Origin of the sequence: Pseudonocardia tropica, assembly GCF_040105315.1 — a bacterium.
Taxonomy (GTDB): domain Bacteria; phylum Actinomycetota; class Actinomycetes; order Mycobacteriales; family Pseudonocardiaceae; genus Pseudonocardia; species Pseudonocardia alni.
Window position 1 is genome coordinate 332404 of the sequence record NZ_JBEDNP010000002.1, and the last position, 13572, is coordinate 345975.

The 13572-nt window shown below is 75.6% G+C and carries 9 protein-coding genes; 4 read left to right on the top strand and 5 right to left on the bottom strand.

The window, feature by feature from the left end:
* Positions 1 to 50: 50 nt before the first annotated feature.
* From WHI96_RS04840 to WHI96_RS04850, 3 genes are all read right to left on the bottom strand, one after another.
* Positions 51 to 2435, bottom strand: coding sequence for a glycoside hydrolase family 65 protein (locus WHI96_RS04840; protein WP_345649853.1), 2385 nt, complete (start codon positions 2433 to 2435; stop codon positions 51 to 53).
* Positions 2432 to 3166 (bottom strand): beta-phosphoglucomutase family hydrolase, encoded by a 735-nt coding sequence (locus tag WHI96_RS04845; RefSeq protein ID WP_345649856.1) that lies wholly within the window; start codon positions 3164 to 3166, stop codon positions 2432 to 2434. Before WHI96_RS04845 ends, WHI96_RS04840 begins: the two co-directional genes overlap by 4 nt.
* A 73-nt stretch (positions 3167 to 3239) precedes the next feature.
* Entirely contained in the window at positions 3240 to 5096 is a 1857-nt protein-coding gene (locus WHI96_RS04850; RefSeq protein ID WP_345649859.1) for a histidine kinase, read from the bottom strand.
* 160 nt (positions 5097 to 5256) lie between these two features.
* Between WHI96_RS04850 and WHI96_RS04855 the strand changes: the two genes are divergently transcribed.
* On the top strand, positions 5257 to 7806 hold the full coding sequence (locus WHI96_RS04855; RefSeq protein WP_345649862.1) for a DEAD/DEAH box helicase: 2550 nt from the start codon (positions 5257 to 5259) through the stop codon (positions 7804 to 7806).
* A 132-nt stretch (positions 7807 to 7938) separates the two neighbouring features.
* Positions 7939 to 10083, top strand: a complete 2145-nt coding sequence (locus WHI96_RS04860; RefSeq protein ID WP_345649865.1) for a putative bifunctional diguanylate cyclase/phosphodiesterase — start codon at positions 7939 to 7941, stop codon at positions 10081 to 10083.
* Positions 10084 to 10085: 2 nt separating this feature from the next.
* Here the strand turns inward: WHI96_RS04860 and WHI96_RS04865 are convergent, their stop codons facing one another.
* Together WHI96_RS04865 and WHI96_RS04870 are read right to left on the bottom strand one after the other, a co-directional pair.
* The gene (locus tag WHI96_RS04865; RefSeq protein WP_345649868.1) at positions 10086 to 10871 is read right to left on the bottom strand and encodes an LLM class F420-dependent oxidoreductase; all 786 of its coding nucleotides are present in this window, start codon (positions 10869 to 10871) and stop codon (positions 10086 to 10088) included.
* Between the two features lie 56 nt (positions 10872 to 10927).
* A complete protein-coding gene (locus WHI96_RS04870) occupies positions 10928 to 11779 on the bottom strand; it encodes a DUF742 domain-containing protein (RefSeq protein ID WP_349302346.1) in 852 nt (283 codons plus the stop codon).
* Between the two features lie 505 nt (positions 11780 to 12284).
* Here WHI96_RS04870 and WHI96_RS04875 point away from each other — a divergent pair.
* Positions 12285 to 13214, top strand: coding sequence for a hypothetical protein (locus tag WHI96_RS04875; RefSeq protein WP_345649874.1), 930 nt, complete (start codon positions 12285 to 12287; stop codon positions 13212 to 13214).
* A complete protein-coding gene (locus tag WHI96_RS04880) occupies positions 13208 to 13561 on the top strand; it encodes a GntR family transcriptional regulator (RefSeq protein WP_062394920.1) in 354 nt (117 codons plus the stop codon). Before WHI96_RS04875 ends, WHI96_RS04880 begins: the two co-directional genes overlap by 7 nt.
* Positions 13562 to 13572 lie beyond the last annotated feature (11 nt).

A 13572-nucleotide genomic window follows, 5' to 3' on the forward strand; every position in this document is an offset into this window, starting at 1 on the left:
CCGGCACCCGCGCCCGCACCCGGTGACGTGGCGGCGGCGGCCGGGCGCGGTCAGCCGCGGACCCGGGGGGCCCGCCCGTGGGGCTGCTCCACCGGCTCGACCCACTCCGGGGTGGGGGTCGGCGCGGTGGCCGGGCCCTCGTCGTCGAGCGCGATGGGCTCGCCGTGGTGGCGCAGCCGCATCGGGGCGCCGTCGGTGAGCCGGTACTCGGTCTCCTCGGGGGTGATCGAGACCCGGATCCGGCGCCCCTGCCACTTCAGGCCGAACGAGATCCGCGACAGCGACGCCGGGAGCACCGGCGCGAACGACAGCCCGTCGGCCTCGCAGCGCATCCCGCCGAAGCCCAGCACGACCGCGGTCCAGGTACCGGCCATCGACGCGATGTGCATGCCGTGGTCGGTGTTGCCCGCGAGGTCCTGCAGGTCCACCAGCGCGGCCTCGGCGAGGTACTGGTGGGCCAGCTCCAGGTGCCCGGTGCGGGCGGCCATCACCGACTGGGTGCACGCCGAGAGCGAGGAGTCCCGCACGGTGATCGCCTCGTAGTAGGCGAAGTTGCGGCGCTTCTGCTCCTCGGTGAACGCCTCCGGGAAGATCTGCATCGCCAGCACCAGGTCGGCCTGCTTGATGACCTGCTTGCGGTACAGGTCGAAGTACGGGTAGTTCAGCAGCAGCGGGTACCGCTCGGCCGGGGTGTCCTCGAAGTTCCACCGCTGGTGGTCGGTGAAGCCCTCGGACTGCGGGTGCACGCCCAGGCGCTCGTCGAACGGGATGAACATGGCACCGGCGGCGTCGCGCCAGGACGCGATCTCCTCGGAGTCCACCCCGAGCCGCGACGCCGACCGCGGGTGCTTCGCGGCGACCTCGGCGGCGTAGCGCAGGTTCTGCTGGGCCATCAGGTTGGTGTAGACGTTGTTGTCCGCGATCGAGGAGTACTCGTCGGGGCCGGTGACGCCGTCGATGCGGAAGTTGCCCGCCGAGTCGTGGCTGCCCAGCGAGCGCCACAGCCGCGCGGTCGCGACCAGCAGCTCCAGCCCGACCTCCAGCTCGAACTTGGTGTCGCCGGTGGCGTGCACGTGCCGCTTCACCGCGTCGGCGATGTCGGCGTTGATGTGGAACGCCGCGGTGCCCGCGGGCCAGTAGCCGGAGCACTCGTGGCCGCGGATGGTGCGCCACGGGAACGCCGCTCCCTGGAGGCCGAGGGTCTCGGCGCGCTCGAAGGCCAGGGGCAGGATCGACTTGCGCCAGCGCAGCGCGTCCGCCGCGGCCTCCGGCGCGACGAAGGACAGCACCTGCAGGCAGAACGTCTCGGTGTCCCAGAAGGTGTGGCCGTCGTAGCCGTCGGCGGTCAGCCCCTTGGCCGGGATGCAGCGACGCTCGGCGCGGGCGCCGGCCTGCAGGATGTGGAAGGTCGCCAGCCGCACGGCCTGCTGCAGCTCGGCGTCGCCGTCGATCTCGACGTCGGCGGTGGCCCAGAAGTCGTCGAGGTAGTCGCGCTGCTCGGCGACCAGGCCGTCCCAGCCGGTGTAGCGGGCGGCGGCGATGGCGGCGCGCACCTGGTCGTAGACGGCGGGCAGGCTCCGCCGCGACGACCAGCCGTAGGCGAGGTACTTGACCACGCGCAGCGACTGGCCGGGCCTGACCCGGGCGATGACGGTGGTGCGGGCGAGGTCCTCGTTGGCGTCGGTGGACACCTGGACGCCGTCCGGGCCGACCACCTCGTGCTCCATCGCGGCGCCGCAGCGCAGCTCCGACTTGCGGGTGCGGTGCACCAGGGTGGCCCCGGCGTCGCCGGCGCGGGACTGCTCGGGCTCGAGGACGTTGTCCAGCGCGGTGTCCAGGCGCGGGTCGTCCGCGTCGCGGCCGGGCAGCTGCTCGTTGGCGACGAGCTCGGACTGCAGCACCAGCAGCGCGGCGTCACCGGCCGCGCCGCTGCCGTCGTTGCCGTTGCTGACCAGCTCGACCTCGTAGGAGATCGCGGCGACCGCGCGCTGGGTCAGCGAGACCATGCGGGTGGAGCGGACCCGGACCCGGCGCCCGGCCGGGGACTCCCACTCGACCTCGCGGTGCAGCGTGCCGGCCTGCATGTCCAACACCCGCTCGTGCCGGTGCAGGGTGCCGTAGCGCAGGTCGAACGGCTCGTCGTCGACCAGCAGCCGGATCAGCTTGCCGTTGGTCGTGTTGATGATCGTCTGCCCGGACTCGGGGTAGCCGTAGCCGCCCTCGGCGTAGGGCAGCGGCCGGACCTCGTAGAAGGAGTTCAGGTAGGTGCCGGGCAGGACGTGCGGCTCGCCCTCGTCGAGGTTGCCGCGCAGCCCGATGTGGCCGTTGGACAGCGCGAAGACCGACTCGGTCTGGCCCATCGCGTCCAGGTCGAGGCGCGGTTCGCGGACCACCCACGGCTCGACGGTGAAGGTGGGCAGGTGGTCGGGCTTCACGAACGCTCCAGCAGGTCGGCGAGATCGGTGACGACGACGTCCGCGCCGTGCTCGCGCAGCGCGTCCGCCTGGTCGAGACGGTCGACGCCGACGACGGCGCCGAAGTCCCCCGCGTGGCCGGCCTGCACGCCGGCCAGCGCGTCCTCGAACACGACCGCGGCGGACCGGTCGACCCCGAGGTCGGCCGCGGCGGCGAGGAAGGTGTCGGGCGCGGGCTTGCCGGGCAGGCCGCGCTCGCGGGCGGTGACGCCGTCGACGCGGTGGTCGATGAAGGTCTCGAGCCCGGTGACCCGCAGGATCTGCTCGGCGTTCGCGCTGGAGGACACGACGGCGGTGGTGAGCCCGGCGTCCTTCACCGCCTCCAGGTAGCGGCAGGACCCCGGGTAGACGTCGACGCCGTCGGTGCGGATGCGCTCCTGCACGAGGTCGTTCTTGCGGGTCGACAGGCCCCACAGGGTCTCGGTGTCCGCGGAGTCGTCCGGGGTCCCCTCGGGCAGCTCGATCCCGCGCGAGGCGAGGAAGCTGCGGGTCCCCTCGAGGCGGGGCTTCCCGTCCACGTACGGACCGTAGTCGGCGTGGACGTCGAACGGGGTGTACCCGTCACCGTCGCGGGAACGGAGGTACTCGTCGAACATCTGCTTCCACGCCGCGGCGTGGACGCTCGCGGTGTCGGTGAGTACGCCGTCCAGGTCGAACAGGCACGCGCGTGTGCCCTCGGGCAGCCCCAGCATGGCGCGCACGCTATCCGGATCGATGAAGGTCCGTCGCCCCGGGCGGTGCACGCCACTCCCGCACCGACGGGTGTCACACGACGGGCACGCCCAGCGGCAGGACCAACAGGACGAGCGGGGCGCGGGCGGACCGCTCCGCCGGTCCCGCCGGATGGACCTCCACCCGGGCCGCGGGCCCGTCGGGGGCGTCCGGATCCAGCCGCACGTGGACCGCGCCGCCCGCGCTGTGCGGCTCGATCTCCTCCTGCACCCCGCGGCGGACCGCGGCGAGCACCGACAGCGGTGGCACCGCCGAGGACGGGTCGACCCCGGCCGCGGCCGGGTCGTCGAGCTCGGTGGTCAGCCGGGCGCCGAAGCGGGTCCGTTCGATCTGCAGGTACGCCCGCACGGCGGCGAGCTCCTCGTCGAGCCGGATCGACGGCTCCCCGGCCCGGTCCGCGGCCCGGGACAGGTCGGCGAAGCCGAGCAGCAGCTCCCGGGCCCGCGGCGGGTCGGTGCGCACCAGCGAGGCGATGGTGTTGAGGGTGTTGTAGACGAAGTGCTGCTCCAGCCGCCGCGACAGCGGCCCGTGCCAGGGGCCGTCCGGAGCGGCGGCCGGCGCCACGGGCTCCCCCGGGGCGGGCGGGACGGCGTCGCGGACCCGGATGCGGACGGTCTCGTCGGGGGCCGGGGCGCGGTGCGCACCGGGCCGCGCCACGCGGCCCTCGTCCGGTGACGTGTCCCGGTCGGGCCGGTCGGGCCGGTCGGGCCGGTCGGGGTCCGCGGGGCCGGCGCGGCCGGTGGAGCCCGGGGGGCGGGTGCCCGGCGGGGCGTCCCCGTCCTCGGCCGCGGGCCGGGTGCCCGGCGCGGCCGCGGCACCGGCGCGGGGCAGGACGACGGTCTCCGGGCCGTGCCCGGGTCCCTGCTCGGCCCCGTGGCCCGGGCGGCGCAGCGCGACGGTCGGGCGGGCCGCCGAGGCCGCCCGGCGGGCCGCCTCGATCGCGGCGGCCAGGTCCTCGTCGTGCTCGGCGGGCACGACCAGTCCGCGCCAGGACGGCAGGGTGAGCCGCCCGGCGGCCGTCCGGCCCCGGTGCTCGACCGCCGCGACCAGGCCGGGGGCCAGCCAGCGGGCGTCGACGCCGATCCCGTCGGGCACCCCGAGCGGCGGGGTCCCGGTGGCGGGGACGCGCAGGACGGTGCGGGCGTCGACGTCGGCGGCGCCGATCCCGACGCGGCCCACGTAGCGGAGCCCGTCGGGCTCGGGCAGCGCCAGCAGCACCGCGCCGATCCGCTCCCGGCCACCGCCGGGGCCCCCGGCGGGCACCCAGCCCGCGACGAGCACCTGCCGGTGGCGGCGCAGCGGCACCCGCAGCCAGTTCCGGGTGCGCCGCCCGGGCTGGTAGGGCAGGTCGAGCCGCTTCAGGTGCAGCCCGTCGAGGCCGTAGCGCTCCGCGGTGCGGACCACGAGGTCGGCCTCGTCGAGCCCGAACGAGGGCGGGACCAGGATCTTCGGCCCGGCCAGGTCGAGCGCCTCCAGCTCCGCGCGGCGCCGCCGGTAGGGCAGCTCGCACGTGCGGCGGCCGTCGCAGAACAGCAGGTCGGTGACGACGTAGCCGACCGGGACCTCGGTCCGCAGGGCCGCGTCCGGGGACACCGTCGCGGTGCGGCGCAGCAGCGGACCGCGCGACGGGCGGCCCGCCTCGTCGAGGGCGACGACGGTGCCGTCGAGCACCATGCCGCCCGGCGGGGCCTGGTCGCCGAGCACGGCGAGCTCGGGGAAGGACCCGGTCACGCTGCGCGCGGTGGAGGACAGCAGCCGGACGCGGCCGGGCCGGGCGTAGGCCACACAGCGGTGGCCCTCCCAGGCGAACTCGACCGCCCAGCGGTCCGGGTCGCCCGCGTCGGTCAGCTCGCCCGCGGCGGGCAGCATCGGCGGGACGAGGTCGGGCATGGGCGCAGCAGGACCCGCGCCGGCGCGCGCATGCCCGGCGCCGTGCGTCGCACCGCCCCCCACCACGGCATCCACGCTATCCCCCGCACGGGCGAGTGCGGGCGCCACCTCGGCGCTGCGGCGCCCGGTGTCGGGGGTGTCTGCGACGATCGGTCCCATCATGACGCTCACCGACCGGCTGCCGCGCTCCTCCGACCCCGCGAACCCCCCGGATCCCGCCGCGCTGGTGGACACCTTCGCCGAGTGGGCGTTCGACGAGCGCGGTCTGTCGCTGTATCCGGCGCAGGAGGAGGCGCTGCTGGAGCTGGTCACCGGCGCCAACGTGATCCTCTCGACGCCGACGGGCTCGGGGAAGTCGCTGGTCGCGATCGGCGCGCACGCCGCGGCGCTGGCCCGCGGGGAGCGCAGCTTCTACACCGCGCCGATCAAGGCGCTGGTCAGCGAGAAGTTCTTCGCGCTGTGCGAGGTCTTCGGCGCGGACAAGGTCGGGATGCTGACCGGGGACGCCGCGGTGAACGAGAAGGCGCCGATCATCTGCTGCACCGCGGAGATCCTGGCCAACCTCGCCCTGCGCGAGGGCCCCGGGACCGACGTCGGCTCGGTGATCATGGACGAGTTCCACTTCTACGCCGACCCGTCGCGCGGCTGGGCCTGGCAGGTGCCGATCGTCGAGCTGCCGCAGGCGCAGTTCCTGCTGATGAGCGCCACGCTGGGCGACACGTCGTTCTTCGCCGGGGACCTGACCCGGCGCACCGGGCGGGAGACCGCCGAGATCACCTCGGTGGAGCGGCCGGTGCCGCTGCACTTCCGCTACGTCGTCGAGCCGCTGCACGAGACGATCACCGAGCTGCTGTCGACCCGTGAGGCGCCGGTCTACGTCGTGCACTTCACCCAGCAGGCCGCCGTCGAACGGGCGCAGGCGCTGATGAGCGTCAACGTCACCTCGCGCGAGGACAAGGCCGCGATCGCCGAGACGATCGGGGCGTTCCGGTTCACCTCCGGCTTCGGCCGCACCCTGTCCCGGCTGGTGCGCCACGGGATCGGCGTGCACCACGCCGGGATGCTCCCCCGCTACCGGCGGCTGGTGGAGACCCTCGCCCAGGCCGGCCTGCTCAAGGTCATCTGCGGCACCGACACCCTCGGCGTCGGCATCAACGTGCCGATCCGCACGGTGCTGTTCACCGCCCTGTCCAAGTACGACGGGCGCCGCGTGCGCCCGCTCAAGGCCCGCGAGTTCCACCAGATCGCCGGCCGCGCCGGGCGGGCCGGGTACGACACCGTCGGCACCGTCGTCGCGCAGGCCCCCGAGCACGACATCGAGAACGCCAAGGCACTGGCCAAGGCGGGCGACGACCCGAAGAAGCGCCGCAAGGTCCAGCGCAAGCAGGCCCCCGAGGGGTTCGTCGGCTGGTCGGAGACCTCGTTCGAGAAGCTGCGCCACGCCCGCCCGGAGCCGCTGACCAGCCACTTCGAGGTCACCCACGCGATGCTGCTCAACGTGGTCTCGCGCGGCGGGGACACCTACGCGGCGATGGAGCACCTGCTCACCGACAACCACGAGCCCCGCAAGCGGCAGCTGAAGCACATGCTGCGGGCGATCGCGATCTACCGGGCGCTGCGCACCTCCGGCGTCGTCGAGCAGTACACCGTGGACGGTGCGACCCGTCCGCGGGCGCGGGTGGTCGACGAGCTGCAGCTGGACTTCGCGCTCAACCAGCCGCTGTCGCCGTTCGCGCTGGCGGTGTTCGAGCTCCTCGACCGGGAGTCGCCGACCTACGCCCTCGACGTGCTCTCGGTGATCGAGTCGACCCTCGACGACCCCCGCCAGATCCTCGCCGCCCAGCAGAACAAGGCCCGCGGCGAGGCGATCGCGGCGATGAAGGCCGACGGCATCGAGTACGAGGAGCGGATGGCCCGCCTGGAGGAGGTCACCCACCCCAAGCCCCTCGACGAGATGCTGCACGCCGCGCTGGAGACCTACCGCCGCGGCGCACCGTGGGTCGCCGACGCCGTCCTGTCGCCGAAGTCGGTGGTCCGGGACATGAGCGAGCGGGCGATGACGTTCACCGAGTACGTCTCGCACTACCAGCTCGCCCGCTCCGAGGGCCTGGTGCTGCGCTACCTGGCCGACGCCTACCGTGCGCTGCGCCAGACCGTGCCCGAGCACGCCCGCACCGAGGAGCTCACCGACCTCGTGGAGTGGCTGGGCGAGCTGGTCCGCCAGACCGACTCCTCGCTGCTCGACGAGTGGGAGAAGCTCGCCGCCGGCGCGGGTGCCGACGGGGAGGTGCTGCCGCCGGGGGCCGAGGTCGCGGTCGCCACGCCGACCGGGGTCACCGGCAACGCCCGCGCGTTCCGGGTCATGGTGCGCAACGCGCTGTTCCGCCGGGTGGAGCTCGCGGCGATGGGCCGCTACGCCGAGCTGGGTGACCTCGACGCCGACGCCGGCTGGACCGCCGACCGCTGGCGGGACGCCCTGGCTCCCTACCTCGCGATCCACGACCGGATCGGCTTCGGGCCGGACGCGCGCGGGCCCGCGCTGTTCGACCTCACCGAGGAGGCCGACCGCTGGCTGGTGCGCCAGGTCCTCGACGACCCGGCCGGCGACCGGGACTGGGCGATCACCGCCGAGGTGGACCTCGCTGCCTCCGACGAGGCCGGTGAGGCCGTCGTGTGGGTGACGGAGGTGACCGACGGGTCGCCGGCCTGACCCGTCCGGCCCGCGACAGGGCACCGACGTAACCCGGTCGGCCCCACCGGGCGGGTCGGATCGGTTACGGTGTTCACCGATCATTCCGATCATGAGGGAAGTCCCTCCCACCGGAGCGAACGGGGGCGGTGGATGCGGCAGGCCGACGTCGCCGCTGCTCGCGCCGACCACGGACGGGCGCTCGTCCCCGCAGCACTCCCCGACCCCGCCGACCTCGCCGGTCCCTGGGCCTCGGAGCTGGCCCGCCGTTCGGTACTGCCGGTCACCGAGCTGCGCCCGGTCCTCGACCGGGTGACCGGCCGGCTGCGGGAGGCCGCACTGGCGGAGCGGTACGACCCGGCCCTCCCGGCCGCCGCCGGCGGGGACCTGGTGCGGGCACGGATCCACCAGCCGGGCTGCATGGAGATCGGCATGGAGCTGCTCGGGGCGCACCTGGAGCCGGCCGCGGACACCGCCGCCCGGGTCCGGCGGATCGCGGCCGTGCTGGCGGCGTTCGCCCGCGGGTTCACCGAGGCCACCCGCAGCCTGGTCCTCGCCGAGCACGAGCAGGTCACCCGGGCCGCGCTGGAGGCCCGCCGCGTCGCCGAGGAGGCCCGTCGCCGCTCGGACCTGCGGCTGCGGACCGTCGTCGACTCCGCGGCCGTCGGGATCGTGATCTTCGAGCCGGACGGCCGGCTCGTCGAGGTCAACGAGACCGCCGCCGTCATGTCCGGGTACACCCCCGCCCAGCTGCTGAGGATGCGGGTCACCGACTTCGTCCCCCGGGCGTCGGCGCCGGAGGTGTGGGCGGAGGGGCCGCGGCTGCTCGACGGCTCCCTGGACCGGCTCCGGGTGGTCCGCCCGGTCCGGCGCGCCGACGACAGCGACGTGTGGATCGACACCGTCGTCACCCTGCTCGGCCCGGTCGGTGGTGACGAGCAGCTGCTCGTCGCGGTGGTGACCGACGTGACCGACCAGCTGCTGATGCAGGAGAGCCTGGCCCACCAGGCGTCGCACGACCCGCTGACCGGGCTGCCCAACCGGTCGCTGTTCTTCGAGCGCCTGGGCGCCGCGATCGACGCGGGCTCCTCCGGCGCCCGCCCGGGGGTCTGCTACCTGGACCTCGACGGGTTCAAGGTCGTCAACGACACCCTGGGCCACCAGGCCGGGGACCGGCTGCTGCAGGTGCTGGCCGAGCGGCTGCGGGGTGCGCTGGAGCCCGGCGGGCACCTCGTCGCGCGGATGGGCGGCGACGAGTTCGTCGTGCTGGTGCCGCGCACCGCCGACCGGGCCGAGCTGGAGGAGGTCGCGACCCGCGCGCTGGGGACCGTGCGCCGGCCGGTGCGCGTCGACGGCCGCGACATCGTGATCTCGGCGAGCGTCGGGGTGGTGCGCCACGACGGCGAGCTGGACACCGACGAGCTGATCGCCGCCGCCGACACCACCCTGTACTCGGCCAAGCGCGCCGGCCGCGGGCGCTACGTGTTCTACGACCGTGACCGGCACCGCGACGACGTCGCCCGCTTCGAGCTGTCCTCGCAGATGCCCGAGGCGCTGCGCCGCGACGACTTCGTGGTCGTCTACCAGCCGCTGGTGCGCCTGGCCGACGAGCAGACCATCGGGGTCGAGGCGCTGGTGCGCTGGCAGCGACCCGACGGGCAGCTGCTGGGCCCCGACCGGTTCATCCCGCTCGCCGAGGAGACCGGGCTGGTCGTGCCGCTGGGCCGCCGGGTCCTCGACGAGGCGTGCCGGCAGGGCCGGGTCTGGGCCGACGCGCACCCGGGCAGGCCGCTGACGATCAGCGTGAACGTCGCCGCCCGGCAGGTGACCGAGTCGGACCTGGTCGCCGACGTCGCGGCGACGCTGGAGCGCCACGACTGGCCGCCGGAGCTGCTGCAGGTCGAGCTGACCGAGTCCGACCTGATGGGCTCCCCCGGCCGGCCGCTGGCCACGCTGCGCGAGCTCGACAAGCTCGGCGTGAAGATCGCCATCGACGACTTCGGGACCGGCTACTCCAACCTCGCCTACCTGCGGCACCTGCCGGTGCACCGGCTCAAGCTGGCCGGGCACTTCCTGGCCGGGACCGCCGAGCGCGACGACGTCATCCTGCGCACGCTGATCTCGCTGGCCTCCGCGCTGGACCTGGAGGTCACCGCGGAGGCGGTGGAGACCCGGGAGCAGGCGGCGCGGCTGCGCGAGTACGGCTGCGCCAACGCCCAGGGCTGGTACTACGCACCCGCGGTCGTCGCGGAACGGGTCCCGGACCTGATCCGGGACCCGTTCCTGCGCGCGCTCTGAGCTCAGCCGTTGCGCTCGTCGCGCCAGACGATCCAGTCCTTCAGCCGGGACAGGTCGTAGCCGCCCTGCCCGTCCTGGCCGACGGTGAACAGGCGCACCCCGGCGTCGTACAGGGCGGCGCCGTCGTCCTCCGGGGCGCCCTCGACGCCGACCGAGCGTTCGATCTCGGCCGGGTCGCGGCCGATGTCGCGGCAGTGCCCGTCGAGGATGCCGCTCTTGCGGGTGACGGTGTCGACGTCGCCGAAGCCGTGCCAGATGCCGGCGTGCTCGGCGGTGTAGCGCAGGGTCTTCTTCTCGCCGCCGCCGCCGATGAGGATCGGGATGTCGCGGGTCGGGGCGGGGTTGAGCTTCGACCACCGGTCCCGGATGCGGGGCAGCGCGGCGGCCAGGTCGTTCAGCCGGCCGCCCGCGGTGCCGAACTCGTAGCCGTAGGAGTCGTAGTCGCGCTGGAACCAGCCGGAGCCGATGCCCAGGATCAGCCGGCCGCCGGAGATGTGGTCGACGGTGCGGGCCATGTCGGCGAGCAGCTCGGGGTTGCGGTAGCTGTTGCAGGTCACCAGGGCGCCGATCTCCACCCGGGAGGTCGCCTCGGCCCAGGCGCCGAGCATGGTCCAGCACTCGAAGTGCTTGCCGTCGGGTTCGCCGTAGAGCGGGAAGAAGTGGTCCCAGTTGAAGACGACGTCGACGCCGGCCTCCTCGGCGGCGGCCACGGTGCGGCGGATGTCGGCGTAGTCGGCGTGCTGGGGCTGCAGCTGCAGTCCGATGCGGACGGGACGGGAGTCGGTCATGTCCCCATCCTGGCCCCGGCGGCCGGGACCCGCAGGGCACCCGCGGGACCGGCGGGTCAGAGCCGGCGCAGCCCGGCCAGCACGCGGTCCATCAGCGCGACGCTCGGCCCGTCCTCCGCCGACGACACGCCGTGCACCACCAGGCGCCCCTCGGAGGCGAGGTCGTCGATGAGCACCCGGGCGACGCCCAGCGGCACCGCGGCCAGTGCCGCGACCTCCGAGACCGACCGCGGCCGGGTGCACAGCCGCAGCACCGTGGCGCGCTCGACCGAGTCGGCGCGCGGGACGGGGCCGGGGCCGGGCCGCACCGACACCAGGGTCTCCAGCCGCAGCTCGGCGCGGACCCGGGTCCGGCCGCCGGTCATGACGTAGGGCCGGACCGCGGCGAACGCCGGGACGTGCGGCGGCGCACCGTCCGCAGGCGCGGACGGTGCGACCCCGGGGCCCGACGGCGCGACCGGACGCCCCGGTCCCGGCGCGGGGCGGCCGGCGACCACGGGCAGCGGCGCGGTGTCGGCGGGCCCGGGCGGGCCGGTGTCGGCGGGCCCGGGCGGGCCGGTGTCGCCGTCCGGGCCGCCCACGGTCCCCGCCACCGCGGGGTCGCCGGTCGTGGTGCGGCCCACCGCGGTGTCGTCGGCCGGGTGCCCGTCCGTCTCCGCGCGGGCCGCCGCACGGCGCGCCGCCCGCTCACGGCGGCTCAGCCGGGTCCGCTTCGCGGAGTGCCCGCCGAACCGGGCCCCGGTCACCCCGACCAGGTTCTCCGGTCCGGACTCCGGCTCCGGGTCCACGACGGCGGGCTCCGGTTCCGGCTCCGGCGGCCTGCCGTGCGGGTACTCCGGGTCGGGGGCGTGCCGGGACGGGGGTGCCCCGAACCGGGCCCCGGTGCGTCCGATCTCCGACCGTGCCATCCACCCTCCGCGCCTCGCGACACCGGCGGCCCGCGGGCGCCGCTGTCGTCCGTGTCGTCCCACGGTGCGGTCGTCGTCACGACCCGCCACCGGGGAGCCACAGGGTGGCGCAGGACGGCTACCGCACCGTGTCGTCCGTGTCACGTCCGCGTGACGCGACCCCGTCGGTGCAGGTCACGGGCGCCACGGTTCACCCGATCCGGCGAGCGACGCAGCACCGTGGAGGACGCGGCCGGCGCGCCGGCACGGACGGGTGGTCCGCACCCCGGGCAGCGCCGGGCCGGGCGGCGACCGGTCGTGCGCCCGCGTGGCGACCGGGTCGCCGTCGCGGACCGGCGGCAGGGCCCGGCCCCGGCCCCGGCCCCGGCGGGGGTGTCGAGCACGGTCCCGGACGCGGGGTCGGGCGCCATGGTCGTGACACGCCTGCGGCCCCCGGGGGGATGCACAGGAAGCATTGTTCTAGTACATTGCAAACAAATTCGGATCACCCGACGAGAGGGACGTCATGACCACACCCGTCGCACACACGAGCCGTCGCCGGCTCCTCGCCACCGCACCGGCCACCGCACTGACCGTCGCGGGCCTGGCGACCCTCGTGGCCACCCAGCCGCCCGGCCGGACCCTCCCGAGCACCCTCGCGGTGGTCGTCGTGGGGCTGCTCGCGATCGGGCTGCCGCCGGCGCGGCTGCGCTCCGGGCGGCCCGACGTGGAGCGCCGCGCCGTCGGCACCGCCTGGGCCTTCGCCGTCATCGTGTGGTGGGTGCCCGGCACCCGGCTGGCCCCGCAGGTCCCCGGCTGGGCCTGGACCGTCGGCGTCCTGGCCGCGGTCGCGGCCGCCTACGGCATCGGACACCTGCTGGCCGGACCCGACGCCCCGCGGCCGTCGGCGACCGGCAGCGCCCCGGCCGGCGCGGCGCGCACCCCGCTCGCGCCCGGTGAGCGGTACCTGTGGGCCCGCACCGTGCTGTCCCGCCCCACCCTGCTCGTCGCGGCCGTGCTGCTCCTGGCGGCGGCCGCCCAACTGCCGGCCGGCGGCAGCGCGGTGCTGGTCGTCGTGCTCGTCGCCGCCGCCGTCGTCTCGACCGCACTGACCGCCGTCGCCCGGGTCCGCGTCGACGGCGACGGCGTGCACGTCCGGCAGGCGCTGCTCGGACGGCCGCTGGCCGAGGCGCCGCTCGCCGAGGTCCGCGGCGCGCGGTCGGAGCAGCTCGACCCGGAGCGCTTCGGATGGAACGAGTACGGCGTCCTGCGCCGGTCGCCGTCCGTGCTCGGCTACCGCGCCCGTCGGGCCGGGGAGGCGCTGGTGCTCGACCTCACCGACGACCGCCGGTTCGTCGTCACCGTGCCCGACGCCGCCACCGCCGCCGGGCTGGTCAACGCCGAGCTCGACCGTCGCGCCGGGCACGGCGCGGCCGGCGCCGCACCGTCGTGCTGATCCGGGTCGACCCGTCGTCGCCGGTGCCGCTCGGGGACCAGGTCGCGGCCTCGGTCCGCCGGGCGGTCGCCGACGGCCGGGCCGCCGCCGGGGACCGGCTCCCCCCGGCCCGCGAGGTCGCGGGCGCGCTGGGGATCAACCTGCACACCGTGCTGCGCGGTTACCAGCAGCTGCGCGACGAGGGGCTGGTCGACCTGCGGCGCGGCCGCGGGGCCGTGCTCACCGAGCGGGCCACCGGCGGCCGCGCCGAGCTGGAGCGCAAGGCCGGCGAGCTGGCCGAGCTCGCCCGGCGGCTCGGGCTCGACGAGTCCGACGCCCTCGGCGCGGTACGGGCCGCCTTCCGCTGACGCCGCGGCGC

Coding starts and splice junctions, on each gene's coding strand:
- WHI96_RS04845 (WP_345649856.1), bottom strand. CDS start 3,166: ATGCTGGGGCTGCCCGAGGGCACACGCGCGTGCCTGTTCGACCTGGAC.
- WHI96_RS04850 (WP_345649859.1), bottom strand. CDS start 5,096: ATGCCCGACCTCGTCCCGCCGATGCTGCCCGCCGCGGGCGAGCTGACC.
- WHI96_RS04855 (WP_345649862.1), top strand. CDS start 5,257: ATGACGCTCACCGACCGGCTGCCGCGCTCCTCCGACCCCGCGAACCCC.
- WHI96_RS04860 (WP_345649865.1), top strand. CDS start 7,939: ATGCGGCAGGCCGACGTCGCCGCTGCTCGCGCCGACCACGGACGGGCG.
- WHI96_RS04865 (WP_345649868.1), bottom strand. CDS start 10,871: ATGACCGACTCCCGTCCCGTCCGCATCGGACTGCAGCTGCAGCCCCAG.
- WHI96_RS04870 (WP_349302346.1), bottom strand. CDS start 11,779: ATGGCACGGTCGGAGATCGGACGCACCGGGGCCCGGTTCGGGGCACCC.
- WHI96_RS04875 (WP_345649874.1), top strand. CDS start 12,285: ATGACCACACCCGTCGCACACACGAGCCGTCGCCGGCTCCTCGCCACC.